This window comes from Buttiauxella gaviniae ATCC 51604, assembly GCF_001654835.1.
Classification (GTDB): domain Bacteria; phylum Pseudomonadota; class Gammaproteobacteria; order Enterobacterales; family Enterobacteriaceae; genus Buttiauxella; species Buttiauxella gaviniae.
On the sequence record NZ_LXEP01000028.1, the window covers coordinates 130,866 to 157,615 of the forward strand.

Annotated in this window: 19 protein-coding genes; 11 read left to right on the forward strand and 8 right to left on the reverse strand. The window is 49.4% G+C overall.

Going from position 1 to position 26,750, the window contains the following annotated elements:
- The first annotated feature begins 77 nt into the window (after positions 1 to 77).
- The 4 genes from pdhR (at position 78) to lpdA (ending at position 7,132) form a co-directional block, all read left to right on the forward strand.
- Positions 78 to 842 (forward strand): pyruvate dehydrogenase complex transcriptional repressor PdhR, encoded by a 765-nt coding sequence (gene pdhR, locus M977_RS14450; RefSeq protein WP_064516235.1) that lies wholly within the window; start codon positions 78 to 80, stop codon positions 840 to 842.
- A 149-nt stretch (positions 843 to 991) separates the two neighbouring features.
- A complete protein-coding gene (gene aceE, locus M977_RS14455; RefSeq protein ID WP_064516237.1) occupies positions 992 to 3,655 on the forward strand; it encodes a pyruvate dehydrogenase (acetyl-transferring), homodimeric type in 2,664 nt (887 codons plus the stop codon).
- A 15-nt stretch (positions 3,656 to 3,670) separates the two neighbouring features.
- Positions 3,671 to 5,554, forward strand: coding sequence for a pyruvate dehydrogenase complex dihydrolipoyllysine-residue acetyltransferase (gene aceF, locus M977_RS14460; RefSeq protein WP_064516239.1), 1,884 nt, complete (start codon positions 3,671 to 3,673; stop codon positions 5,552 to 5,554).
- A 153-nt stretch (positions 5,555 to 5,707) separates the two neighbouring features.
- Positions 5,708 to 7,132, forward strand: a complete 1,425-nt coding sequence (lpdA, locus tag M977_RS14465) for a dihydrolipoyl dehydrogenase (protein WP_034460910.1) — start codon at positions 5,708 to 5,710, stop codon at positions 7,130 to 7,132.
- A 48-nt stretch (positions 7,133 to 7,180) separates the two neighbouring features.
- On the opposite strand, the gene M977_RS14470 is transcribed toward lpdA, so the two are convergent.
- From M977_RS14470 to M977_RS14490, 5 genes are all read right to left on the reverse strand, one after another.
- Complete coding sequence (locus M977_RS14470; RefSeq protein ID WP_134187041.1) at positions 7,181 to 8,029, reverse strand: DUF2950 domain-containing protein; 849 nt, start codon at positions 8,027 to 8,029, stop codon at positions 7,181 to 7,183.
- A 12-nt stretch (positions 8,030 to 8,041) separates the two neighbouring features.
- Positions 8,042 to 9,766: a DUF3300 domain-containing protein gene (locus M977_RS14475; protein WP_064516243.1), complete on the reverse strand. Its 1,725-nt coding sequence runs from the start codon at positions 9,764 to 9,766 to the stop codon at positions 8,042 to 8,044.
- Between the two features lie 262 nt (positions 9,767 to 10,028).
- Positions 10,029 to 11,690: a carbohydrate porin gene (locus tag M977_RS14480; protein WP_064516245.1), complete on the reverse strand. Its 1,662-nt coding sequence runs from the start codon at positions 11,688 to 11,690 to the stop codon at positions 10,029 to 10,031.
- 72 nt (positions 11,691 to 11,762) lie between these two features.
- Positions 11,763 to 13,085, reverse strand: coding sequence for a PTS sugar transporter subunit IIC (locus M977_RS14485; protein ID WP_064516246.1), 1,323 nt, complete (start codon positions 13,083 to 13,085; stop codon positions 11,763 to 11,765).
- Positions 13,086 to 13,254: 169 nt separating this feature from the next.
- The gene (locus tag M977_RS14490) at positions 13,255 to 13,569 is read right to left on the reverse strand and encodes a PTS sugar transporter subunit IIB (protein ID WP_064516248.1); all 315 of its coding nucleotides are present in this window, start codon (positions 13,567 to 13,569) and stop codon (positions 13,255 to 13,257) included.
- A gap of 195 nt (positions 13,570 to 13,764) precedes the next feature.
- Between M977_RS14490 and M977_RS14495 the strand changes: the two genes are divergently transcribed.
- From M977_RS14495 to yacL, 5 genes are all read left to right on the forward strand, one after another.
- Complete coding sequence (locus tag M977_RS14495; RefSeq protein WP_064516385.1) at positions 13,765 to 14,484, forward strand: GntR family transcriptional regulator; 720 nt, start codon at positions 13,765 to 13,767, stop codon at positions 14,482 to 14,484.
- 295 nt (positions 14,485 to 14,779) lie between these two features.
- The gene (bglK, locus tag M977_RS14500; RefSeq protein WP_064516250.1) at positions 14,780 to 15,670 is read left to right on the forward strand and encodes a beta-glucoside kinase BglK; all 891 of its coding nucleotides are present in this window, start codon (positions 14,780 to 14,782) and stop codon (positions 15,668 to 15,670) included.
- Positions 15,671 to 15,684: 14 nt separating this feature from the next.
- On the forward strand, positions 15,685 to 17,115 hold the full coding sequence (locus M977_RS14505) for a 6-phospho-beta-glucosidase (RefSeq protein WP_064516252.1): 1,431 nt from the start codon (positions 15,685 to 15,687) through the stop codon (positions 17,113 to 17,115).
- Positions 17,116 to 17,475: 360 nt separating this feature from the next.
- Positions 17,476 to 20,073, forward strand: a complete 2,598-nt coding sequence (acnB, locus tag M977_RS14510) for a bifunctional aconitate hydratase 2/2-methylisocitrate dehydratase (protein WP_157092079.1) — start codon at positions 17,476 to 17,478, stop codon at positions 20,071 to 20,073.
- A gap of 152 nt (positions 20,074 to 20,225) precedes the next feature.
- A complete protein-coding gene (yacL, locus tag M977_RS14515; protein WP_064516256.1) occupies positions 20,226 to 20,591 on the forward strand; it encodes a protein YacL in 366 nt (121 codons plus the stop codon).
- A gap of 85 nt (positions 20,592 to 20,676) precedes the next feature.
- On the opposite strand, the gene M977_RS14520 is transcribed toward yacL, so the two are convergent.
- Complete coding sequence (locus M977_RS14520) at positions 20,677 to 21,024, reverse strand: YacC family pilotin-like protein (protein ID WP_064516258.1); 348 nt, start codon at positions 21,022 to 21,024, stop codon at positions 20,677 to 20,679.
- Between the two features lie 144 nt (positions 21,025 to 21,168).
- Here M977_RS14520 and cueO point away from each other — a divergent pair, with 144 nt between their 5' ends.
- Complete coding sequence (cueO, locus tag M977_RS14525; RefSeq protein WP_064516260.1) at positions 21,169 to 22,746, forward strand: multicopper oxidase CueO; 1,578 nt, start codon at positions 21,169 to 21,171, stop codon at positions 22,744 to 22,746.
- A 76-nt stretch (positions 22,747 to 22,822) separates the two neighbouring features.
- Here cueO and M977_RS14530 read toward each other — a convergent pair whose 3' ends face one another.
- Positions 22,823 to 25,237, reverse strand: a complete 2,415-nt coding sequence (locus tag M977_RS14530; RefSeq protein ID WP_425339048.1) for a glucose/quinate/shikimate family membrane-bound PQQ-dependent dehydrogenase — start codon at positions 25,235 to 25,237, stop codon at positions 22,823 to 22,825.
- 160 nt (positions 25,238 to 25,397) lie between these two features.
- Between M977_RS14530 and hpt the strand changes: the two genes are divergently transcribed.
- Positions 25,398 to 25,934 carry a hypoxanthine phosphoribosyltransferase gene (hpt, locus tag M977_RS14535; RefSeq protein WP_064516264.1) on the forward strand — a complete coding sequence of 179 codons (537 nt, stop codon included), beginning with the start codon at positions 25,398 to 25,400 and terminating at the stop codon, positions 25,932 to 25,934.
- A 55-nt stretch (positions 25,935 to 25,989) separates the two neighbouring features.
- Here the strand turns inward: hpt and can are convergent, their stop codons facing one another.
- The gene (gene can / locus M977_RS14540) at positions 25,990 to 26,670 is read right to left on the reverse strand and encodes a carbonate dehydratase (protein WP_064516266.1); all 681 of its coding nucleotides are present in this window, start codon (positions 26,668 to 26,670) and stop codon (positions 25,990 to 25,992) included.
- Between the last annotated feature and the right edge of the window lie 80 nt (positions 26,671 to 26,750).

Below are 26,750 nucleotides of genomic sequence, written 5' to 3' on the forward strand. Positions count from 1 at the left end.
GGGTGAACGAGAGCAGCTAACGCACCAACAACTTGAAGTATGACGGGTATAGGGCTAATGGCAGAGACAGGGAAAAAATGGCCTACAGCAAAATCCGCCAACCAAAACTATCCGATGTGATTGAGCAGCAGTTGGAGTTTCTCATCCTCGAGGGAACCTTGCGTCCCGGCGAAAAACTCCCACCAGAGCGCGAATTGGCAAAACAATTCGACGTTTCTCGTCCTTCACTACGCGAGGCCATTCAGCGTCTCGAAGCGAAAGGACTCCTGCTTCGTCGTCAGGGCGGCGGTACTTTTGTCCAAAACAGTCTTTGGCAAAGTTTAAGCGACCCGCTGGTCGAACTGCTGTCTGACCATCCTGAATCCCAGTTTGATCTGCTTGAAACCCGCCACGCCCTTGAAGGTATCGCTGCCTATTACGCTGCTTTGCGTGGTACAGACGAAGACCTCAAACGTATTGGCGACTGCCATTTAGCCATTCAAAAAGCGCAAGAGTCCGGCGATCTGGATGCAGAATCCGATGCGGTTATGCAGTATCAAATCGCCGTGACGGAAGCCGCCCACAACGTTGTGCTACTACACTTGTTGCGCTGTATGTCACCGATGCTCGAACAAAACGTTCGTCAGAATTTTGAATTGCTCTATGCGCGCCGTGAAATGCTGGCGCAAGTGAGCAGCCATCGCGCCAGCATTTTTGCGGCGATTATGGCTCGCCAGCCGGAGCAGGCGCGCGAAGCGTCGCACCGCCACCTGGCATTTATCGAAGAAATATTGCTGGATCGCAGCCGCGAACAGAGTCGTCGAGAACGTTCTCTGCGGCGCTTACAGCAACGTAAGGAATAAGAGTCTGAAATTTCAGATTCTCAAAAGCGCCAATTTTTAGAGCGCGGCAACTAAACGCAGAACCTGTCTTATTGTGTTTTTCCAAGGAAAATACAATGGGACAGGTTCCAGAAAATCAACGTATTAGACACAGATAAGGAATACCACCCATGTCAGAACGTTTCCCAAATGACGTGGATCCGATCGAAACTCGCGACTGGCAACAGGCGATCGAATCGGTCATCCGTGAAGAAGGTGTTGAGCGCGCACAGTATCTGATCGATCAGTTACTGAGCGAAGCCCGTAAAGGTGGAGTAAAAATCGCAGCAGGTTCTGCTGCCCGCCAGTACGTAAACTCCATCGCCGTTGAAGATGAACCGGAATACCCGGGGAATCTGGAGCTGGAACGCCGTATTCGTTCTGCTATCCGTTGGAACGCCATCATGACCGTCCTGCGTGCGTCTAAAAAAGACCTCGATCTGGGCGGCCATATGTCCTCTTTCCAGTCTTCTGCAACCGTGTATGACGTGTGTTTCAACCACTTCTTCCGCGCGCGCAATGCGAAAGATGGCGGCGATCTGGTGTACTTCCAGGGCCACATCTCCCCAGGCGTATATGCACGTGCTTTCCTTGAAGGCCGCCTGACTGAAGACCAGATGAACAATTTCCGTCAGGAAGTTCACGGTAATGGTCTGTCCTCTTATCCGCACCCTAAATTGATGCCTGAATTCTGGCAGTTCCCGACCGTATCTATGGGTCTGGGTCCAATCGGTGCAATCTATCAGGCTAAATTCCAGAAATACCTGGAACACCGTGGTCTGAAAGACACCTCCGCACAGCGCGTTTACGCGTTCCTGGGCGACGGTGAGATGGATGAGCCAGAATCTAAAGGTGCGATCACCATCGCTACCCGTGAAAAACTGGACAACCTGTGCTTCATCATCAACTGTAACCTCCAGCGTCTGGATGGCCCAGTAACCGGTAACGGCAAAATCATTAACGAACTGGAAGGTATCTTCGCGGGTGCTGGCTGGAACGTTATCAAAGTGATTTGGGGCTCTCGTTGGGACGAACTGCTGCGTAAAGATACCAGCGGTAAGCTGCTGCAGCTGATGGGCGAAACCGTTGACGGCGACTATCAGACCTTCAAATCCAAAAACGGCGCTTACGTACGTGAGCACTTCTTCGGTCGTTATCCAGAAACTGCTGCACTGGTTAAAGATATGTCCGACGATGAGATTTGGGCACTGAACCGTGGCGGCCACGATCCGAAGAAAATCTATGCTGCACTGCGAAATGCACAAGAAACCAAAGGCAAAGCAACTGTAATCCTTGCTCATACCGTTAAAGGTTATGGAATGGGTGAAACTGCCGAAGGTAAAAACATCGCGCACCAGGTTAAGAAAATGAACATGGATGGCGTGCGTTATGTACGTGACCGTTTCAATGTTCCAGTGACCGATGCGGAAATCGAAAAACTGCCTTACATCAAGTTCGAAGAAGGCAGCGAAGAGTACAAATATCTGCATGGCCAGCGTGAAAAACTGAACGGCTACCTGCCGACGCGCCTGCCAAAATTCACCGAGAAACTGGAACTGCCAACACTGGCTGACTTCAGCTCTCTGTTAGAAGAGCAGAACAAAGAAATTTCCACCACTATCGCTTTCGTTCGTGCCCTGAACGTAATGCTGAAGAACCCGTCTATCAAAGACCGTCTGGTTCCAATCATTGCCGATGAAGCGCGTACTTTCGGTATGGAAGGTCTGTTCCGTCAGATTGGTATTTACAGCCCGAACGGCCAGCAGTACACCCCGCAGGACCGTGAGCAGGTTGCTTACTATAAAGAAGACGAGAAAGGCCAGATCCTGCAAGAAGGTATCAACGAGCTGGGCGCAGGTTCTTCCTGGCTGGCTGCTGCGACCTCTTACAGCACCAACGATCTGCCAATGATCCCGTTCTACATCTACTACTCCATGTTCGGTTTCCAACGTATTGGCGACCTGTGCTGGGCAGCGGGTGACCAACAGGCACGTGGCTTCCTGGTCGGCGGGACTTCTGGTCGTACAACTCTGAACGGTGAAGGTTTGCAGCACGAAGATGGCCACAGCCATATTCAGTCTCTGACAATCCCTAACTGTATCTCTTACGATCCATCTTACGCTTACGAAGTTGCAGTCATCATGCATGACGGCCTGGTACGTATGTACGGTGAAGCACAAGAGAACATTTACTACTACATCACTACGCTGAACGAAAACTACCACATGCCAGCCATGCCAGAAGGCGCGGAAGAAGGCATCCGTAAAGGTATCTACAAACTGGAAACAGTTGAAGGTAGCAAAGGTAAAGTTCAGCTGATGGGCTCGGGTTCCATCCTGCGTCACGTACGTGAAGCAGCTCAGATCCTGGCTAAAGATTACGGCGTTGGCTCTGACGTGTTCAGCGTAACTTCCTTCACCGAACTGGCTCGTGATGGCCAGGACTGTGAGCGCTGGAACATGTTGCACCCAACGGCAGAACCACGTGTACCGTACGTTGCTCAGGTACTGAGCGATGCACCAGCAGTGGCATCTACTGACTATATGAAACTGTTCGCTGAGCAGATCCGTAACTTCATCCCAGCAAGCGATTACCGCGTACTGGGTACTGATGGCTTCGGTCGCTCTGACAGCCGCGAAAACCTGCGTCACCACTTCGAAGTGGACGCATCTTATGTGGTTGTTGCAGCACTTGGCGAACTGGCTAAACGTGGCGAAATCGATAAGAAAGTGGTAGCTGACGCTATCATCAAATTCAACATCGATGCTGATAAAGTCAACCCGCGTCTGGCATAAGAGGTAAAGAATAAAATGGCTATCGAAATCAAAGTACCGGACATCGGTGCAGACGAAGTTGAAGTTACCGAAATCATGGTGAAAGTGGGCGACAAGGTTGAAGTTGACCAGTCCATCATCTCCGTGGAAGGTGACAAGGCTTCAATGGAAGTCCCTTCTCCGCAAGCAGGTGTGGTCAAAGAGATCAAAGTTGCGGTTGGTGACAAAGTTGAAACCGGCAAACTGGTTATGATTTTCGAATCCGCCGAAGGTGCAGCGCAAGCTGCACCAGCTCCGGCTGAAGAGAAGAAAGAAGCAGCGCCAGCAGCGGCTCCGGCAGCCGCCGCAGCAAAAGAAGTGAACGTGCCAGACATCGGCGGTGACGAAGTAGAAGTGACCGAGATTATGGTTAAAGTGGGCGACAAAGTAGAAGCAGAGCAATCTCTTATCACCGTTGAAGGTGACAAAGCTTCTATGGAAGTCCCGGCACCGTTCGCGGGCGTGGTAAAAGAAATCAAAATCAACACTGGCGACAAAGTGTCTACCGGTTCCCTGATTATGGTCTTCGAAGTAGCAGGTGCTGCACCGGCTGCTACAGAAACTAAAGCTGAAGCGGCTCCGGCTGCTGCACCTGCGGCTTCTGGCTCTAAAGAAGTCAATGTCCCAGACATCGGCGGTGACGAAGTTGAAGTGACTGAAGTGATGGTTAAAGTGGGCGACAAAGTTGCTGCTGAACAATCACTGATCACCGTAGAAGGCGACAAAGCCTCTATGGAAGTCCCGGCTCCGTTCGCGGGTGTGGTTAAAGAGATCAAAATCAATACTGGCGACAAAGTGTCTACCGGTTCTCTGATTATGGTCTTTGAAGTGGAAGGCGCATCGCCTGCTCCAGGAGCTAAGCAAGAAGCAGCAGCTCCGGCTCCTGCGGCGGCAGCTCAGAAACCAACTGCGGCACCAGCGCAGGCTTCCGGTAAAACTGAATTCGCTGAAAACGACGCATATGTTCATGCAACTCCACTGATTCGCCGTCTGGCGCGTGAGTTCGGTGTGAACCTGGCGAAAGTGAAAGGGACTGGCCGTAAAGGTCGTATCCTGCGCGAAGACGTTCAGGCTTACGTGAAAGATGCTGTTAAGCGTGCAGAAACTGCACCAGCTGCGGCAACTGGCGGCGGTCTGCCAGGCATGCTGCCATGGCCGAAAATTGATTTCAGCAAGTTCGGTGAAATCGAAGAAGTGGAACTGGGCCGTATCCAGAAAATCTCTGGTGCTAACCTGAGCCGTAACTGGGTGATGATCCCGCACGTTACGCACTTCGACAAAACTGATATCACCGATCTGGAAGCATTCCGTAAGCAGCAGAATGACGAAGCGGCCAAGCGCAAGCTGGACGTGAAGTTCACTCCTGTAGTGTTCATCATGAAAGCGGTTGCAGCTGCTCTTGAGCAAATGCCACGCTTCAACAGCTCCCTGTCCGAAGACGGTCAGAAGCTGACGCTGAAAAAATACATCAACGTCGGTGTTGCGGTTGATACGCCAAACGGTCTGGTTGTTCCCGTCTTTAAAGACGTGAACAAGAAGAGCATTAGCGAGCTGTCTCGCGAACTGATGGCTATCTCCAAGAAAGCTCGTGATGGCAAGCTGACTGCTGGCGAAATGCAGGGCGGTTGCTTCACTATCTCAAGCCTGGGCGGTATCGGGACGACTCACTTCGCACCAATCGTTAACGCGCCAGAAGTGGCAATCCTTGGTGTCTCCAAGTCTGCTATCGAGCCAGTCTGGAATGGTAAAGAGTTCACTCCGCGTCTGATGATGCCAATGTCTCTTTCCTTCGACCACCGTGTGATCGACGGTGCTGATGGTGCGCGCTTTATCACCATCATCAACAACACGCTGGCCGACATTCGCCGCCTGGTGATGTAAGCCAAAAAGCCGGCCTTGCGGTCGGCTTTTTTCTGGTAATCTCGTGATGTAGTTCGAGATTATCTGATGCAAAGGACAATTCGCTTGCCATTTTTGTTTCAAAATTGTTAACAATTTTGTAGACTGCAGGCGGAGAATAATAAAGAGGTCATGATGAGTACTGAAATCAAAACTCAGGTCGTCGTACTTGGGGCAGGCCCGGCAGGTTATTCTGCTGCATTCCGTTGCGCTGATTTAGGTCTGGAGACCATCATTGTCGAGCGTTACAGCACCCTAGGTGGTGTTTGTCTGAACGTTGGCTGTATCCCTTCTAAAGCCTTGCTGCACGTTGCTAAAGTTATCGAAGAAGCAAAAGCTTTGGCTGAGCACGGCATCGTTTTCGGCGAGCCGAAAACTGACATCGACAAAATTCGTACCTGGAAAGAAAAGGTTATCAACCAGTTGACTGGTGGCCTGTCCGGTATGGCAAAAGGTCGTAAAGTTAAAGTGGTGACTGGCCTGGGTAAATTTACCGGCGCTAACACCCTGGTTGTTGAAGGTGAAAATGGTCCAACGACTATCACTTTTGATAACGCAATTATCGCGGCGGGTTCTCGTCCGATTCAGCTGCCATTCATTCCGCATGAAGATCCACGCGTATGGGATTCTACCGACGCACTGGAACTGAAAGCCGTACCAAAACGCATGCTGGTTATGGGTGGCGGTATCATCGGTCTGGAAATGGGTACTGTGTACCATGCGCTGGGTTCAGAGATTGACGTGGTTGAAATGTTCGACCAGGTTATCCCAGCAGCTGACAAAGACGTGGTTAAAGTCTTCACCAAACGTATCAGCAAGCAGTTCAACCTGATGCTGGAAACCAAAGTGACTGCAGTTGAAGCCAAAGAAGATGGCATCTACGTCACCATGGAAGGCAAAAAAGCTCCAGCTGAACCACAGCGTTACGACGCGGTTCTGGTTGCTATCGGCCGCGTACCTAACGGTAAGCTGCTGGATGCTGGTGCTGCTGGCGTTGAAGTTGATGACCGTGGCTTCATTCGCACCGACAAGCAAATGCGTACTAACGTGCCGCACATCTACGCTATCGGCGACATCGTCGGCCAGCCAATGCTTGCTCACAAAGGTGTTCATGAAGGCCACGTTGCCGCTGAAGTTATCGCCGGCATGAAGCACTACTTCGACCCGAAAGTGATTCCTTCAATCGCCTATACCGAACCAGAAGTTGCCTGGGTGGGTCTGACCGAGAAAGAAGCGAAAGAAAAAGGCATCAGCTACGAAACCGCCACCTTCCCGTGGGCTGCATCTGGCCGTGCTATCGCTTCCGATTGCGCAGACGGTATGACCAAACTGATTTTCGACAAAGAAACTCACCGTGTTATCGGTGGTGCGATTGTCGGTACTAACGGCGGCGAGCTGTTGGGCGAAATCGGTCTGGCTATCGAAATGGGTTGTGACGCAGAAGACATCGCGCTGACCATCCACGCGCACCCGACTCTGCACGAGTCTGTAGGTCTGGCTGCTGAGATCTTCGAAGGTAGCATCACCGATCTGCCAAACCCGAAAGCGAAGAAGAAGTAATCGCTTGATGGTAAAGAAAAAAGCGGCTTAGGCCGCTTTTTTATTGGGTCATTGCTGCTCTTGCTGCCAGCTTTCATCCGGGTTGAACTGTGTTATCTCTTTCACTTTTTCAGCCGTCTGCTCGCCCAAATCCTTCTGATACACCAGCCCCTGGTTATTCACCATAAAGGTGGTCACCCCCGTTTCGCCATATTCAACAGGCCAGGCGACTAACGCAAAGCCATCAGCCATTTTCCCGTCAGTTATATAGTTCTTTTCGCCGCCCGGAGCCTGAGCCCCCTGCGCGGTCAGAATGCGGAAATGATAACCGTGATAACCCATACCAGGTTGCTCAGGGCTGAAGCTTGGGCCGAGTGGGCTTGGCTCTTCACCGGGTGTCACTGGCCAGTACAAGCCATCTTTCTTACCTTCGCTGCTGACAAACTTCTGCGCGTATTGTTGGTCGAGCTGATAGTAGTCTTGCTGTGCCGCTACATAGGCATTTATCGCCTGAATTGCGGACAGTTCGTTAAGGCCGACGGTACGCGTGTGTATTTCATCTGCGGCGCGTTTCATATCGAAATGCCATCCAGCTTCAGTTTTCACGATAGGGATCGGCAACTGCCAGTTTTCCTGCCCGACATTCAAATGGGCCGTTTCCCCTTTTTCCTCGATGTTATGACTCACTTTCCAGTCACGAATAAAACGGGCGACAGCTTCCGGGTCGGCTTTTTCATCCGGCAGATAGTGACGCCAGTTATCGCCCAGAACTTCGGTTAGCGCGGCTTCATCCTGGCTTATCACGGCATTGGCAAACGAGTTTGCCGCAAGCTCAGGAGTGGTGAATTGCTGTTGGGCCTGAACAAAAGCAGGCAGCATAAGCATTACTAATGCACTTAACTTCATACGATTTTTCATGATGCCTCCTTATTAACGGCGATGAATTTCACGGCTACCCGAGCTACGTTCTCTGGACCCGCTCCGTTGTTCGCGGTTTGCCGATGATCGATTCAAACTTTGTTGTCCACGCTGGTTTTGCGCCTGCCAGGAAGGGGAGCGGCTATCATTACCGCTAAATGCATTTGGGCGTGTGGATGCTGTGCGATGCGTCTGGCTCAGATTGCTACTGCTACGATGTTGCTGAACTGTCTCACGTCGCTGTTGCTGCTGTTGTGACGTCTGACGGTGCTCTTGCGTTTTCACATTGTCGCGACGCTGCTGCTGTTGCGCTGTTGGGTTATGCAACTGAGTTTTAGCGGTGTCCCGACGTTGTTGAGTGGTGGATTGATTGAACTGTTGTTTCGCTGCATTGCGGCGAGAATCCGTATTTTGCGAATCATAACCGCGGTAATTGTTGCGTTGGGCTATCTGGTTCAATTGTTGCGATGAAGCCTTACGTTGTGTATCGCGGGAAGCCAACTGCGGAGCTGCCGCATCAATTCTGCCTTTGTTTTGCTGTAACTGTGTGGCTGCGGCTTGCCGCTGGGCATCACGGTTAACGGGCGCGCTTCTTTGCGTAGCACTTAAACCACCTGCGACGTTGGTCTGATGGTAGCGTTGGGCAACGTTACTGTTGTTATAAGGAACGCCATTGCGATAAGTCGGGTTATGCTGCCAGCCCACATTACGACCTTGTAGATTTTGCCCGGAAATTCGGTTGAACTTATTGACGTCAATGTTGATGTTATTGTCGCCGTTGCGCTCATACCCGCCGCCACCATGGTAGTCATGGTGATAATCGTCATCATCCCAGTCCAGGTTACTAAACAGAGCGTAAGTAGTGGCAATACCCAGGCTGAATCCCAGACCATTGACAAAACTGTTGCCGAACTGTTCTCCCGGAGGGGGCGGAAGATAGGTCGGTGGATACGCCGTGTTTGGCCAGGTACCGTATACCGTCGATGGGTTATAGCTCGGAACATAAACCACTTGCGGATCTGTCGGCTCGATTTTAATCACTGTTTCTGCTGGTGCCGCTGCCACGGTTTTGGATGAAGATGAGCTGCTACTGGCAGGCGCTGCCACCGTCGTATTTTGGTTAACCGTGACTGGCGCAGTAGTAACTGTTTGCTGTGGAGTGGTTTTCAATGAGCCGGTTTGTTGTGCCAGCAAACGTAATTTCTGCACTGAATCCATCACATCTTTAGGCTGCGCTAAAAATGCATCCCCCAGATTTTGCACCCATTCCGGGTTTTCACCCATCAGAGCCAATAGCGGAGGGAAGGCAACGAGAGATTTTACACTCGGGTCCCACGGCTGGTTGGCGACAGCCTGGATGGCTGCGTCACCTTGTTGCTTCGGATTATCACGGGACCATTGCACCGCCTGCACTACGTTTGCGGGATACGTCGACGCCATCAAGACTTGTGATAAAAGTTGGTCAGGATAGAGCGCAATTGGTGCAACCCATTGGTCGAGTTGTGCCGTAGTGTAAGTTGGTGGTGCGACTGCTGCGGTAGTTGTCACAGGCGCTGGTGTCGCGGTCGGAGCTGGAGCAGTTGGTGTTACTGGGACTGCTGGAGCTGGTTGTGCAGTCTGAGCTGCAGGCGTCGGTTCACTCGTCGTCTGACTTTTTACATACAGAAGACCAGATGCCGCTAAAATTCCGGCGCTGCATATGAGGGCAAGAATATGAGGCTTGAAGGGCAACTTCATTTAACTTCTCCTGGTATTCAGAAGTAGAGAGTTATGCCGGTACGCGGCGGTTTCTGGCGAGTATATGGAGCTGATAGTTTAATTTTTGACTTAAACGGTGATTCTTGCCGGAAATGTTGCTCGAAAGCGTGAAATATTATTTCGAGCTGCGCTGAATGCGCATTGCGAGGGTGTTTGTAGGGGACTGTGGCGACTGTGTAAAAAAGGGCTTAGGTATTTACGCACCTACGCCCTGTGTTACTTCACGATATCTTCGGAATCATTACCACCAAACTTCTGCCTGAACCCCAGCCATAAACTCATTGTTGCTGTTGTCATTAAACTTGAACTGCGAAAGCTCGTTATCCAGGATATTAAGGTAGGTTCCGTAAAAACGAATCTCCGGACGTGAGCCTAGCAAACTTGGCCCGACCTTGAGCGCGTGGTAAAGCGTTGTTTTAAATCCTGACTCTTTCAGATTAACGCCTTGTTCAGTTTTATTTTTCTGGGCAAACCAGCTTAATTCCACACCGGTCTGATTCCAGGTATCCCAAATCCATGCTGGGCGAATAACAGCGCGAAGGCTGTTGAAATCGCTATGGGCACCGCTCTCATAGCTGTAGATATCTTCGCCATGTGCCCAGACTAACGCGTTCGCCATGATGATTTGGTCTGCCAGGTACATTTCGCCCTGTGAAATCAGACGCCAGGCGATACCGTCAGAATGGTCGCCATAGTAATAACGCCCGGCTGCCATCGAGTTGCTGGCTCCGGAGAAGTTGGCAAAGCTGCTGGCATAAGAGTTGTTGGCGACCTGAAGTGTGAACTCATTAAAGGAATCGCGAGGAAGATTCTGGCGAACAATGGCAGTCGTCATCCAGGTATCCTCCAGTTTAAAGAAGGAACCATTGTCTTCGTTGGTTTTCTGGTCATCTGTTTTATTGGCAAATGCATATTTGCCCATCAGTGAGAGTGAACCATCCTGCCAGAGAGGGATATTACGGTAACGTAAGTCCACGGAATTGGTGTTCATCTGTGTCGTGTGGCTGAAATCACGCGAGTAAACATCTACGTCATTACGACTTACGGAAGCATCGAGTTGTCCTGGCCCCAGATCCCAGTTTTGGATACCTACGGCTGCGGCAACATCGGTTGTAAGTGTTTTCCAGTCGAGCATCTGAATTTCATATTCAGGTAGTTTATGTTTACCTACCCAGAAATCGGCTTCTTGTGCAAAAGGAAGGAAGCCTCTGGTCGTCAGGAAGATGTCGCTGAATTGCAGAATATTTTCATTATCGCTGTCGCCAAACCAGGCATCATTATATTGCTCACCCACATTACCATCGTAGGTGACGATAGCGTTGGCTGTCTTCCCATCCTGGTTATATACCCGCTGGTTCAGAGTTAAATCGAACCAACCGCTCATCTCGTTACCAAAACGCCCCAGTGAACCTGCAGCATAGGTTTGCGCCGATCCACGGTTAGAGGCAGCCCAACCTGAGCGGAAGTAACCCTGGTAGCTAAAGCCGATATCATCTTTAATAAATTTACTGATATCTTTCAGTGTGACGCTTTCAACGCTGGTTTTTCCACCTTCATGACTTATCACAGCCACTTTCTGTGTTGCTTTCACTGAAGTTGGAGCTGAAATATCACCCACCGGTTTATTCTCATTGGTAATATTATCCGCTGCCGGTGATAACTCGGTTTGAGTTGCCTGAGCGATTTGTGGTGGAGTGTTTTTTTCTAAACTCGCCACTTTATTTTTATATGTAGCTAATTCCTTCTGTGTTTTATTTAATTCAGCTCTGTTTTCTAATAATTGATTCTCAAGAAGTTCGAGGCGCTGCTCAACTGTTAATTTAGCCGCCAGAGAATTTGATGAGGATAAAGCCAGAAGTATTGATAAAGATAATAAACTAACCTTCAATGGTCTTGAATACATGTGACACCTCTAAATATAATTATTATTCTCCTTCAGTCAGGGGCGACTGAAGGAGGGTGAATCAAACTATAATTATTGTGCTGCTTGTGTGGCGTTGACTTTGTTCGCGGCAATAACGAAAGGTAAGTAAATTAATGTTGAAATAGCCAGGCACAATATTCCCACAAAGAGCGCTAGCCAATTTCCTCCCGTTCCGAAAAATGCAATTAATGGGCCGGGGGTTGTCCAGGGAACGGCATAAGCAATCGGCGGAATAATCTCCATAGTAACGAAGAAGTAGCCAACTAAAGAGTTAACAAAAGGCACTGTAATAAACGGGATTATTAATATTGGGTTCAGAACCACCGGCAGGCCAAAAATAATAGGCTCGTTAATATTAAATAGTCCAGGAACGAAGGCCATTTTTGCCATGTCGCGATAATCGGCGCGGCGTGAGGCAATAAATATTGCTAACAGCAAGCCCAGTGTCATACCTGAGCCACCATAGTTGGCAAAGGCATCGTTTATGCCACCCCAGGTAATTGGGTAAGGTGCTCCCCAGGTCGTGCCGTTAGATGCGGCAAATGATAAGTTTTCAAGATTGGCTTCAGAGAAGATAGTTTCACGGATAGCTGCAACAGTATTAGGGCCGTGGATACCCAATACCCACAGGAAGTTCGCCACTACACCAAGTATTAATACTGCAAAAATATTGGTGCCCATGTTTTTCAGTGGTGCCTGAATGAGTGTGTAAATAAGCTCATTCAGGCCGTTTGGCGATATCTTCGTCAGGCAGTAGTTAACGACTGAGAAGAAAATCATGACACAGAAAATCGGGATCAGTACTTTAAAAGAACGTGCAACGGCTGGTGGAACAGCATCAGGCATCGTAATGGTGATTCTAGGGTTGCGCGAAAGCCGGCAAAAAATTTCGCTGGTCAGCATGGCGACAATAATGGCAACAAAAAGTCCCTGTGGCCCTAAATACTGGGTCGTTAAATAAGCCTGGCCTCCCACCATTTGGTAAGGCGTGTAAACGACAAAGAAAGCACCAATTGCCGTCAGCCCGCAGAGTAAATCGTCTTGCTGATAATTTATCGCTATATTACGCGCAACCAGGAAGGCAATCATGATGGACATGATGTTGACCGAACCATTCATTACCGGAGAAAATATTTTTTGCGCTTCAGCTAAGTTCGGGAATAAAGTTCCTAAATGTAATATAGAAGCAATAAAACCATCGGGTGATAGAATGGCAAAGTTAATTAAAACAATAAGCGAGCTTGCCATGACGATAGGAAATGACAGAATAAAGGCATCGCGAATAGCAGAGATATGTATCTGAGAATTTAATTTGATCGCGACAGGGACAAGAATTTTTTCCATGCCGCGTTCAAAGTTATCCATTAAACTCATGACGAGTCCCTTGTAGTTATATGGGTATATTGAGGGTTAAGGTATATAAATAATGCTGAGTCGAATTTCAGGAAATCATTGCAGTCACCATTTTGACAAAAGAAAATGCCGGTAACTTACACCGGAATTAAATTATGGCTCGTGCACTAATGACATAGAATATTAAAGGTTAATGACTGGCAAGCAGCATTAAAGCATTGTCTAATACGGTTTTCCCATCCATTTGCCCGTAGTGTTTCATATCAATGACGGCGACAGGTATTTTCCCTTGAGTAATTTCTTCTATTTCACTTTTCTGGAAGCGTACCTGTGGCCCCAGCAGCACAATATCCGCTTCATTTTTCTTTATTCTGTCTTTTGCTTCAGAAATTGCCAGTGCGTTAATATTGACTTCAATATTTCCCGCTACAGCATGTTCTTTCATACGTTTTACGAGCATGCTCGTGGACATTCCAGCAGCACAAACCAATAATATATTTTTCATTTTTACCTTCTCAATATATGTTGATGTTCAGATGCAGGGTAACTTAATGAATATCTAACCAGGCATCTGCAATTTTGATCACACTTAGTAACGGCTGAGTTGTTTAAAAAAACCAATAAAAATGAACGTATGAATGGCTCCAGCACGGAAAAGAATATAACTTACTGATTTAAAATGGATTGCGGAGGTTCAAAAGTGGTTTACAAAGATGTTGTTAACTTACTCAAAAACAAAATTAGCAGCCCTACCTACAACATTGGCGATATTCTCCCATCGGAAAAGGAGCTGGCGGAGTCGTGTAATGTCTCGCGTAACACGTTGAGAAAAGCGCTAAAAGTACTGGAAGACGAGGAATTGATTGAGCGTAGACATGGCTCGGGAACCTATTTACGCAACAAACATTTCCAGGCTTTCGTTACTCACCTGGACAGCTTCACAGAAATTGCCAGAAGCGAAGGGAAGAAACCAGCCAGCCAGGTGCTGAGGTTTGAGTTACAGGCGGCATCAGAGGAAATAGCCATCCGCTTGCAACTGACTGCGGGTGAACCGGTTTATTACTCAAAGCGGCTACGCCACATTGATAACGTGCCTATGCAGCTTGAGGAAACCTGGCTTTCCGTCAATCGCTTTCCTGACTTGACGGTTAATCACATGAAGAAATCAAAATTTTCATACATTGAGGACGAATGTAACGTCGTCATTCAGGGCTGCTATGAGTCCTTCCAACCGGTGCTTCCTTCCCCGGAAATAGCCAAAATGCTTCATATCAGCGTTCGTGATCCCATCATTAAAATGGAGACGCAATCTATCGATGAGAGTAACAACCCCATAGATTATTCGATTCTCTACACGAACGTGTTCGAATTTCAGGTGAAGTATTTCTTACCTCGGAAGATGACCCAATCGGAAAAATGATCCTGATACGGGGCGTTAATTCCGATCATCGATCACACTTCCCGGCAAAAAAGTTGTTCAGAAAACCCCAAATAAATGCACATGTTGTGATGTTTATTTAGCAGCAGCCTCTAACCTCTTGTGTCTTGGCTTTTTTAACAGGTTCAAAAGAGGTTTAAATGCTTATGGGCCGCAACTTGCTAATTGAACTCATGGTTCATTAAGATTGTTTTAGTCATCACGTTCGATAATAAAAAATGAATTAGAACAGTTATTTTCCCTCTGTTTACCGAGTAATTCTGAAGGAAAGAACCGCATGAAGATTGCAGCATTTGATATCGGTGGTACGGCGCTAAAAATGGGGGTAATTGCCTCTGATGGAAAAATTCTGGAGAAGGGAAAACAGCCGATTAGCGACAGCGACGGTGAACAAATTTTGCAGGCGATTCTTACATGGATTGCGGCCCATCCAGAATGCGAAGGCATAGCTATCAGCGCTCCGGGCTATGTAAACCCGCACACCGGTTTTATCGAGATGGGCGGTGCTATTCGCAAGTTTGATAATTTCGCTATCAAAGCGTGGCTTGAAGAACAAACCCAGCTTCCTGTTGCTATTGAAAATGACGCTAACTGTGTGTTGCTGGCTGAACGCTGGCAGGGCAAGGCGGCGGAGATGGCTAATTTTCTAGTGCTGACTATCGGAACCGGAATCGGTGGCGCAATTTTTTGCAATAACCAACTGGTACATGGGGCGCGTTTTAGGGCGGGAGAGTTCGGTTATATGCTCACCGAACGTGCAGGCCCACGCGATGTTCCCCACTACACAATGAACGCAACCTGCACCATGCGAGTTCTGCGTCAGCATTACGCTGATTACGCAGGTAAGTCGCTAGAAGAGGTCACCGGAGAAGAGGTCTTCGAGCGTTATGACGCAGGTGACGTTGTGTGTCAGCGTCTGGTTACAGAGTTTTTTAACGGCATTGGTACAGGTCTCTATAACCTCGTCAATTTATTCGATCCGCAAAAGATTTTGGTGGGTGGCGGCATTGTTGAACGCCCCGGGTTTCTTGCGCTGCTTCGTGAACATCTAGCCTGGTTTTCGATAGGCGAGTATGTCGATACCGTCAGCCATGGCAATGACGCCGGACTTATCGGCGCGGTCTACCATTTCAATCAGCAATACCGGTCGCACACTCGCGATCTCTAATTGAGGGAAAGAATATGTCCGGATTTAAAGATGGATTTCTGTGGGGTGGTGCGGTTGCAGCTCATCAGTTGGAAGGCGGCTGGAAAGAAGGTGGAAAGGGAATAAGCGTTGCCGATGTCATGACCGCTGGTGCTCATGGTGTTCCACGCGAAATTACTGAAGGTGTGTTGCCGGGCAAAAATTATCCTAATCATGAAGCGATAGATTTTTACCATCGTTATAAAGAAGATATTCAACTGTTTGCCGATATGGGCTTTAAATGTTTCCGCACCTCAATTGCCTGGACGCGTATCTTTCCGCTAGGTGATGAGTTGGAGCCTAATGAAGCAGGTCTGCAATTTTATGATGATTTGTTCGATGAGTGCCTGAAGCACGGTATCGAGCCGGTTATCACTCTGTCGCATTTCGAGATGCCTTACCATTTGGTTACCGAGTACGGTGGCTGGCGTAATCGTAAGCTTATCGACTTCTTCGTGCGTTTTGCCAAAGTGGTATTCACTCGTTACCAGCACAAAGTGAAATACTGGATGACCTTTAACGAGATCAACAACCAGGCTAACTTCCACGAAGACTTTGCGCCGTTTACCAACTCTGGCCTGAAGTATGAAGCGGGTGAAGATCGTGAGCCGGTGATGTTCCAGGCTGCGCATTATGAACTGGTCGCCAGCGCTTTGGCCGTGAAAGCGGCGCGTGAGATCAACCCCGATCTGCTGGTTGGCTGCATGATCGCGATGTGCCCAATCTACCCGTTGAGCTGTGCGCCTAACGATATGATGATGGCGATGAACGCCATGCACCGCCGTTACTGGTTTACCGACGTGCACGTCCGTGGCAAGTATCCACAACATCTGTTGAATTACTTTGAACGCCGTGGCTTCGAGCTGGATATTACCCGCGAAGATCTCGCCGTTCTGGAGCAGGGCTGCGTCGATTACATCGGCTTTAGCTATTATATGTCGTTTGCCACCAAAGCCACTGACGATAACCCGCAACTTGATTACGATGAATCTAAGAGCCTGGTCTCTAACCCACATGTCCAAAAATCAGACTGGGGTTGGCAGATTGATCCGGTAGGGCTTCGCTACTCACTGAACTGGTTCTGGGATCATTATCAACTGCCGCTGTTTATCGTTGAAAACGGCTTTGGAGCGATTGATGTTCAGGGAAGCGATGGCGTAGTTGATGACCAATACCGCATTGACTATATGTCTGCCCATATCCGCGAGATGAAAAAAGCGGTGGTTGAAGACGGCGTGGATCTGATGGGATACACCCCGTGGGGCTGTATCGACCTGGTTTCTGCCGGAACCGGCGAGATGAAAAAACGCTACGGCTTAATCTACGTGGATAAAGACAACGAAGGTAATGGTACATTGGAACGCAGCCGCAAGAAATCTTTCGCCTGGTATCAGAAGGTGATTAAGTCTAACGGCGAGCAGCTTTAATACGTCCTTTATTGCCAATTTTTATTAAATGCATATCGGTGCTGATGGTTTTCTTAACATCAGCACTTTTTTGCATTTGCAGGGTAACCCTCTCCAAAAATAAGGTGAAAAAACGCCTTCCAGAACCGGCTAATCATCAATTAAAAAGAGGCCAGACGGTCATATCGAAAAGTAATGTTTTGCCCTTAACGATTCAGCAAGTATTTAATGTTGCTTTTTTGTAAACACATTCACCCCCCCTGAAAATCCTGCTATGCTGCCCGTCGCGGTACCGGGCATTTACCCTACAAACTGCTGTCTCACAGGAGCGTGAAGATAATAGCCGGAACCGAAATGACAATGAGAGCGAGGAGAACCGTCGTGCTAGAAGAATACCGTAAGCACGTAGCCGAACGTGCTGCAGATGGGATTGTTCCAAAACCTTTAGAAGCATCCCAAATGGCCGCACTGGTCGAGCTGCTGAAATCCCCGCCAGCGGGTGAAGAAGAATTCCTTTTAGATCTTATTACCAATCGTGTTCCGCCAGGCGTTGATGAAGCCGCCTACGTTAAAGCCGGTTTCCTGGCTGCCCTCACTAAAGGTGAGGCTACCTCCCCGTTAATCTCCCCAGAGAAAGCTGTAGAACTGCTTGGCACTATGCAAGGTGGCTACAACATTCACCCTCTGATTGACGCGCTGGATAACGAAAAGCTGGCAGCTATTGCCGCTAAAGCCCTGTCCCACACGCTGCTGATGTTTGATAACTTCTACGATGTGGAAGAAAAAGCAAAAGCGGGCAATACCCACGCACAAAAAGTGCTGAAATCCTGGGCTGATGCTGAGTGGTTCCTCTCTCGCCCGAAACTGGCTGAGAAAATCACCGTTACCGTATTTAAAGTTACCGGTGAAACAAACACCGATGACCTCTCTCCGGCACCAGATGCCTGGTCACGCCCGGATATCCCTCTGCACACTTTAGCGATGCTGAAAAACGCCCGTGAAGGTATCGAGCCCGATCAACCTGGTAGTGTTGGCCCGATCAAACAGATTGAAGCGTTAAACCAAAAAGGTTTCCCGCTGGCTTACGTGGGCGACGTTGTAGGTACCGGTTCTTCGCGTAAATCTGCGACTAACTCCGTGCTGTGGTTCATGGGTGATGACATCCCGAACGTGCCGAACAAGCGCGGCGGCGGTGTGGTGCTCGGTGGCAAAATCGCGCCAATCTTCTTTAACACTATGGAAGATGCGGGTGCGCTGCCAATCGAAGTTGACGTCAACGACCTGAACATGGGCGATGTTATTGACATCTATCCATACAAAGGCGAAGTGCGTAACCACGAAACCAACGCTGTTATTGCTAATTTTGAGCTGAAAACTGACGTGCTGCTCGACGAAGTCCGTGCTGGCGGTCGTATTCCGTTGATCATTGGCCGCGGTCTGACGACTAAAGCGCGTGAAGCGCTGGATCTGCCACGCAGCGAAGTGTTTGTTCAGGCTAAAGATGTTGTCGCCAGTACTCGCGGCTTCTCTCTGGCGCAGAAAATGGTTGGCCGTGCCTGCGGCGTGGACGGTATTCGCCCAAATCAGTACTGCGAACCAAAAATGACTTCTGTGGGTTCTCAGGACACCACCGGTCCAATGACCCGTGATGAGCTTAAAGACCTCGCATGCCTGGGCTTCTCTGCTGACCTGGTAATGCAGTCCTTCTGCCACACTGCGGCTTATCCAAAGCCGGTAGATGTGAATACTCACCACACACTGCCTGACTTCATCATGAACCGTGGCGGCGTCTCGCTGCGTCCGGGCGACGGTGTTATCCACTCCTGGTTGAACCGTATGCTGCTGCCTGATACCGTCGGTACGGGTGGTGACTCCCACACTCGCTTCCCTATCGGGATTTCCTTCCCGGCGGGTTCTGGCCTGGTGGCGTTTGCTGCGGCTACTGGTGTGATGCCACTGGATATGCCTGAGTCGGTGCTGGTGCGCTTTAAAGGTAAAATGCAGCCGGGTATCACTCTGCGCGACCTGGTTCACGCCATCCCGCTGTATGCGATTAAACAGGGCCTGCTGACCGTTGAGAAGAAGGGTAAGAAAAACATCTTCTCTGGCCGCATCCTGGAAATCGAAGGCCTGCCAACTCTGAAAGTAGAGCAAGCGTTTGAGCTGACCGATGCTTCCGCTGAGCGTTCAGCTGCTGGTTGTACCATCAAGTTGGATCGCGAGCCGATCGAAGAATATCTGAGCTCTAACATTGTGTTGCTGAAGTGGATGATCGCAGAAGGTTACGGCGATCGTCGTACGCTTGAGCGCCGTATCCAGGGCATGGAAAAATGGCTGGCCGATCCTCAGTTGCTGGAAGCCGATGCCGATGCGGAATACGCAGAGATCATCGAAATCGATCTGAACGATATCAAAGAGCCAATCCTTTGTGCACCAAACGATCCTGACGACGCGCGTCTGCTGTCTGATGTAGCTGGCGAGAAAATCGATGAAGTATTTATCGGTTCTTGCATGACCAACATCGGCCACTTCCGTGCGGCAGGTAAACTGCTCGATAGCCACAAAGGCCAGTTGCCGACTCGTCTATGGGTTGCACCACCAACGCGTATGGATGCCGCTCAGTTGACTGAAGAAGGCTACTACAGTGTATTTGGTAAGAGCGGTGCGCGTATCGAAATCCCGGGCTGTTCACTGTGCATGGGTAACCAGGCGCGTGTAGCAGACGGTTCAACCGTGGTTTCAACGTCTACCCGTAACTTCCCTAACCGTTTAGGGACCGGTGCGAACGTATTCCTGGCTTCTGCAGAACTGGCCGCAGTGGCTTCACTGCTGGGCAAACTGCCAACGCCTGACGAGTACCAGACCTTTATGGCGCAAGTCGATAAGACTGCGGTAGATACTTACCGTTACCTGAACTTCGACAAACTTTCTCAGTACACCGAGAAGGCAGACGGCGTGATTTTCCAGACTGCGGTATAACATTTACCCAATCTGCGACAAGGGAGGCTTAGGCCTCCCTTTTTATTTGCCACGCGCGGACCTGAACGCTGTTTTTCGCCGACTTTGCTGCGATAATTACCTTATACGCTAAGGGGTACTGCATTTCCCCAGGCAGGGTAGAGGAAAACACCATGGAATATGAATTTTTGCGTGATGTCACCGGTTTGGTGAAAGTGCGTATGTCGATGGGTCATGAAGTGGTGGGCCATTGGTTTAACGAAGAAGTGAAAGATAATCTCGGCCTGCTTGATGAAGTAGAAGAAGCGGCAAATTCAGTGAAAGGTAGCGAGCGCCAGTGGCAACGTGTCGGGCATGAATACACAGTGTTGCTCGATGGTGAAGAAGTGATGATTCGCGCCAATCAGCTGGAAATTTCAGGTGATGAAATGGAAGAAGGGATGAACTACTACGATGAAGAGAGTTTGTCATTCTGCGGCGTTGAGGATTTTCTGCAGGTTGTAAACGCATACCGAGAGTTTATCGCACAGAACCGATGACTTGTTTTTAAAGCAGTGTCCCAAAAGCCTGGGTGAAGACTTTTGGGACGGCATAACTTTCCGCAAAGGGCTATGGAAGTTCGGGCTATTTCACGTAGGCGAGCAAGCTGAGCGAGTCCCGGGCAAGGGATTTGCATTTCTTGGCAGTTGGAATGGCAATACCGCTTAAATCACGATAGCTATCTTCGCCAAGCGCCTTCATGTTGAAGGTGTCGTAGTTGCTCAAATCCCACTGGTTTTGCTGGGCAAAAAAGACCAATGCGCGGCGAATTTGTCCGTTAGGCAGGTTTTGGTAGCCACAATCATTTTTCAGGAACACAAATACCGCAGTAAGATCGGCCATATCTTCTGCTTCAGACTCGCTAAGTGCCTGACTGCTGGTGGAAAAAGCCAGCAACAAACCCAGAATTAACGCCCTAACTCCCATCTTCATCACATCTACCACTTTTTATCAGATACGAAACGTTAACACAGTTAAATGAGACACGACGAGAATTATTATCTGCTCTAAACTTGACCTTCCTGTAAGGGCAGGGTTTATGCTTAATGGCACGCCTGCAACCTAAAGGAATTGAATATGCATCGCCGTGATTTTCTAAAATATTCTGCTGCCATTGGTGCGTTTAGCGCCTTACCGCTCTGGAGTAAAGCGGCACTGGCCGCTGATAGACCCGCACTACCGATCCCCGAAATTCTCGCCCCTGATGCAAAGAATAGCATTCGTTTAGCTGTGCAAGCGGGCAAAAGCACATTCAATGGAAAAACTGCCACTACTTGGGGCTATAACGGCAACTTGCTAGGTCCTGCTTTGCAACTGACTCAGGGCGAAGAGGTCACCGTTGAGATTAATAATAACCTCACAGAAGAAACCACGGTTCACTGGCATGGTTTAGAAGTTCCCGGTGATGTTGACGGTGGGCCACAAGGCGTAATTGCCGCAGGTGGTAAACGCTCCGTGAAATTTACGCCACAACAACGCGCTGCTACTTGTTGGTTCCACCCACATCAGCATGGCAAAACAGGCCATCAGGTTGCGATGGGACTCACAGGGTTGGTATTAATCGATGATAAAGAAAGTCGCGCGCTACGCTTACCAAAACAGTGGGGCATCGATGATGTTCCGCTGATTATTCAAGACAAACGCTTTGCTGCCGATGGGCAAATTGATTATCAGCTAGATGTGATGAGTGCCGCAGTCGGCTGGTTTGGCGACAATCTGCTGTGCAATGGCGTGGTTTATCCTCAGCATGCCAACCCACGTGGTTGGTTGCGTTTGCGTTTGCTCAATGGTTGTAACGCGCGTTCGCTCAATATAGCGGCTAGCGATAACCGCCCGCTGTACGTGATAGCCAGTGATGGTGGCTTACTCACGGAACCAGTGAAAGTCACTGAACTCCCTCTGTTGATGGGCGAGCGTTTCGAAGTGCTGGTGGATACGAGTGACGGTAAGGCGTTTGATATCGTCACGCTGCCAGTCAAACAAATGGGTATGACGGTTGAGCCTTTCGACAAACCCCAGCCCATAGTGCACATTCAACCACTGATTATTGCGGCGTCCGGCGAAATGCCAGACACACTGGTTACCGTACCGGCAGTGCCAAATATTGAAGGGATCACCGAGCGCTGGCTGCAACTGATGATGGACCCTATGCTAGATATGATGGGGATGCAGGCGCTGATGGACAAATATGGTCAGCAGGCAATGGCGGGTATGAACATGGCCGGGCATGGCAACATGGGTAATATGGGCCAGATGGATCATGGGAAGATGAACCATGGCGGAATGAACCACGGCAAGCAGGGCTTCGATTTCCACAATGCCAACAAGATTAACGGCAAAGCATTTGATATGAACACGCCAGTGTTTGCTGCCAAAAAAGGCAAATACGAGAAATGGACGATTTCCGGTGAGGGTGACATGATGCTTCACCCATTCCATATTCACGGCACGCAGTTCCGCATCCTGAGTGAAAATGGCCAACCGGTAGCGGCCCATCGTCAAGGCTGGAAAGATACGGTTCGAGTAGAAGGTGGGCGCAGTGAAGTGTTGGTGAAGTTCGATCATGCGGCTTCTAAAGATCAAGCGTATATGGCGCACTGCCATCTGCTGGAGCATGAAGATACCGGTATGATGCTTGGCTTTACGGTGGCATAAAAAAGGCGGATGAACAGAAGTCTGTTCATCCGCCAGTTTCGTAGGTCGGATAAGTGCTGCGCTATCCGACAGTTTTTTACTTAGCGTCGTCCGGTAACGCGTAAGCGACGATATAGTCACCCATCTTGGTTCCGAAGGAGCCGTGGCCACCCGCAGAAATCACGACGTACTGTTTACCATTCGCTTCATAGGTCATTGGCGTTGCCTGGCCACCGGCTGGCAGGCGTGCTTCCCACAATTTCTCACCATTGCTCATGTTATAAGCACGCAGGTAGTTATCTGCGGTTGCGCCAATAAACAGAACATTACCTGCGGTAGATATTGGGCCACCCAGCATTGGCATCCCCATTTTAAACGGCAGAGGAAGCGGTGAGCTGTCGCGCACTGTACCAATACGTTTTTTCCATACCACTTCGTTGGTTTTCAAATCGACCGCAGAGATGTAGCCCCATGCCGGCTGCTTACACGGTAAGCCAAACGGAGAGAGGAACGGATTAAGTGTCACGCCATACGGCACACCATACTGCGGCTGAATGCCAGTTTCTGTGCCAGACCCTTTAGCGTCTTTCGGCGGCTCCATCGGGTTGCCTGGGCCACGTGGCATCAATTTAGATACAAACGGCAGTGCCATTGGGTTGGCAATTGCTACCTGACGGTTAGGATCAACGGAAATTCCACCCCATTCGAACATCCCAAGGTTACCCGGGAACACAAGCGTGCCTTGCTCAGACGGTGGTGTGAAAATGCCTTCATAACGCAATTTATGGAAGATGATGCGACAAACCATTTGGTCATAAAGGGTCGCTCCCCACATATCCGCGCCGCTCAGGTCTTTCTTCGGACGGAAACTCAAGTCCGAGAACGGCTGAGTTGGCGTCACGTAGTCGCCTTTTGCAGCACCTTGTGGAACAGGTTTTTCTGGAGCCGGAACCACCAGTTTGCCGTCACGACGGTCGAGCACAAAGATATTGCCGGTTTTCGCAGGCGCGTAGATAACCGGAACGGTTTCGCCTTTAACCGTAATATCCGCAAGCGTAGGCTGCGATGGCATATCCATATCCCACAGGTCATGGTGAACCGTTTGATATGACCAGGCCAGTTTCCCGGTAGTTGCGTTTAGTGCCACGATGCTGCTGGCATAACGCTCTTGCTCCGGTGTGCGGTTGCCGCCCCAAATATCGGGTGTGGTAACACCCATCGGCAGGTACACCAAATCTAACTTCGCGTCATAGGCCGCTGGTGCCCAGGAGTTTGGCGAGTTAATGGTGTAATGATGCTCATCACCAGGAATGGTGTTGGGATCTTCAGCACCCGGATCGAATGCCCACAGCAATTTACCGCTGTTCACATCAAAGCCACGGATAACACCAGACGGCTCACGAGTGGAGTAGTTATCGGTTACCGCACCGGCAATCACGATAACTTTATCGGTGATAATCGGAGGTGAAGTCGGTTCGTACATGCCAGGCGTGGTGACCGGCATGCTGGTTTGCAGATTCAGGATGCCTTTGTTAGCAAAGCTTTCGCAAAGCTTGCCGTTATCGGCATTAATGGCAAACAGACGTCCGTCATTCACAGGAAGAATGATACGACGTGGGCAATCTGAAACCACATCCGGAGTTGCGTTATCCGCTGTGGCTTCGTGGTAAGAAACACCACGGCAAGTCACGTGCTGGAACGAAGGATTCGTATCCAGACGCGGATCAAATTTCCACTTCTGTTTACCGGTGGTCGCATCCAGCGCAAACAACTGCTGGTGTGCGGTACACAGGTAAAGCGTGTCGCGGATTTTAATCGGAGTGACTTCGTTGGTGATTTCACCCGGGTCGGTCGGGCGCTTCAGATCGCCGGTCTGGAAACGCCAGGCTTCTTTAAGCTGACCGACGTTTTTATCGTTGATCTGTTTTAAAGGAGAGTAGCGTTGCCCTTCCTGATTACGACCATATGCAGGCCAGTCGGCATCAGGAATGGTTGATGATGCGGAAACGGGTGTTGTCGCATCGGCACTCAGCGTGCCGTTGATTTCTTGCGGATCGTTAAATACCGCCCAGGCCAGTGCCACAACGGTAATCGCCAACACCGCACCAAGGGCCGGAGCCGCACCTGCAGTGGGTAAAATCAGATGACGATAAACAAATGGCAGTAGCAACCATACGCCGAAGAAGAACAGAACATCTAAACGTGGTGTTAATGCCCAGAAATCAAAACCCACTTCCCAGACAGACCATGCCACGGTGCAAAGCAGTAATGCAGCGTAGAGCCACAGAGCCAGAGCTTTGCGTTGCCAAAGTAACCATGCGGTGATTAACATCACCACCCCTGCAATTGGGTAGTACCAGGACCCACCAATTGCCACTAACCATATCCCGCCAATTAATAAATACAGTCCAGTCAGTACCGCAAACAGGACTGTTAAGGTTGCGATGACCCGCGAACCAGAGTTATTTGTTTTCACAATTATCACGCTCTTAAAAGTTTGATAGCAATTCATTATAGTTATTAACAAGTGTGATATTCATCACATAAATGGCTTTTTTACCAATTGGGCACGGGAATGGGTTTTGCTGTTATACTGCTGGCCTGAATATTTTGTGTTGGCTAAAATCTAACCAACATCGAATGATTTATTTTTAAATCATATGGTTATAACTATGAAACATACTGTTGAAGTGATGATCCCCGAAGCGGAGATCAAAGCCCGTATCGCTGAATTGGGTCGTGAGATCACTGAACATTATCGTGATAGCGGTAGTGATATGGTGCTGGTTGGCTTGCTGCGTGGCTCATTTATGTTCATGGCGGACCTGTGCCGTGAAGTGCAAGTGCCCCACGAAGTCGATTTTATGACCGCATCCAGTTATGGCAGCGGCATGTCCACCACCCGCGATGTGAAAATCCTGAAAGATCTCGATGAGGATATCCGCGGCAAAGACGTGTTGATCGTCGAAGATATTATCGACTCCGGTAATACGCTGAGCAAAGTACGTGAGATTCTTAGCCTGCGTGAACCAAAATCACTGGCCATTTGTACGCTGCTGGATAAACCAGAGCGCCGCGAAGTGGAAGTGAATGTTGAGTGGGTTGGTTTCGCTATTCCTGATGAGTTCGTAGTGGGTTACGGCATTGATTACGCTCAGCGTTATCGCCATCTGCCATACGTTGGCAAAGTGGTTCTGCTGGACGAGTAAGTCTTTTGCTACATCCATTAAAAAAGGGCCTTTAAGGCCCTTTTTGCTATCAGCATTACTGCGAAGGTGTTCTATTCTTGTGGCTGCGATGGGAATTCTGAAGGTTCGAAATCCCGCTGCGGTAACCTTGCTCCAGTGATTCGCGACTGGTTGCGGTGACTTCCAGGTCACGTAAGCGTCCATCGTGAATACCGTAAGCCCAACCGTGGACAGTGACTTTCTGCCCGCGTTTCCATGCGGATTGCATAATGGTTGAATGGCCAAGGTTATAAACCTGCTCCATCACATTGAGCTCGCAAAGTGTATCCAGACGCTGTTCCGGTGGGAGTTCTCCCAGTAGCGAACTATGCTTGAACCAGATATCGCGGATATGCAGCAGCCAGTTGTTAATTAGCCCTAAATCCGGGTTTTCAACCGCCGCTTGTACACCACCGCACCCGTAGTGACCGCAAATGATTATGTGTTCAACTTCCAGAACATCTACCGCGTACTGCACTACAGAAAGGCAATTTAGATCCGTATGAATTACCAGGTTTGCCACGTTACGGTGAACAAATAACTCTCCAGGCTCAAGGCCAGTCAGACGTTCAGCTGGTACGCGACTATCAGAACAGCCAATCCACAAGAAGCGAGGTTTTTGGGCCTGAGACAAACGTTCGAAAAAGCCCGGGTCTTCGTCCTCCATCAGTTTTGACCAGACCTGGTTATTGCTGATGAGGGTATCAATGTCTTTCATGGAGGTTAACAACCTGTAACGGATGAAGTGCGTTGAGGTAATATAGGGCAACTGATTGTGCAACTGAAATAATTTTTAAA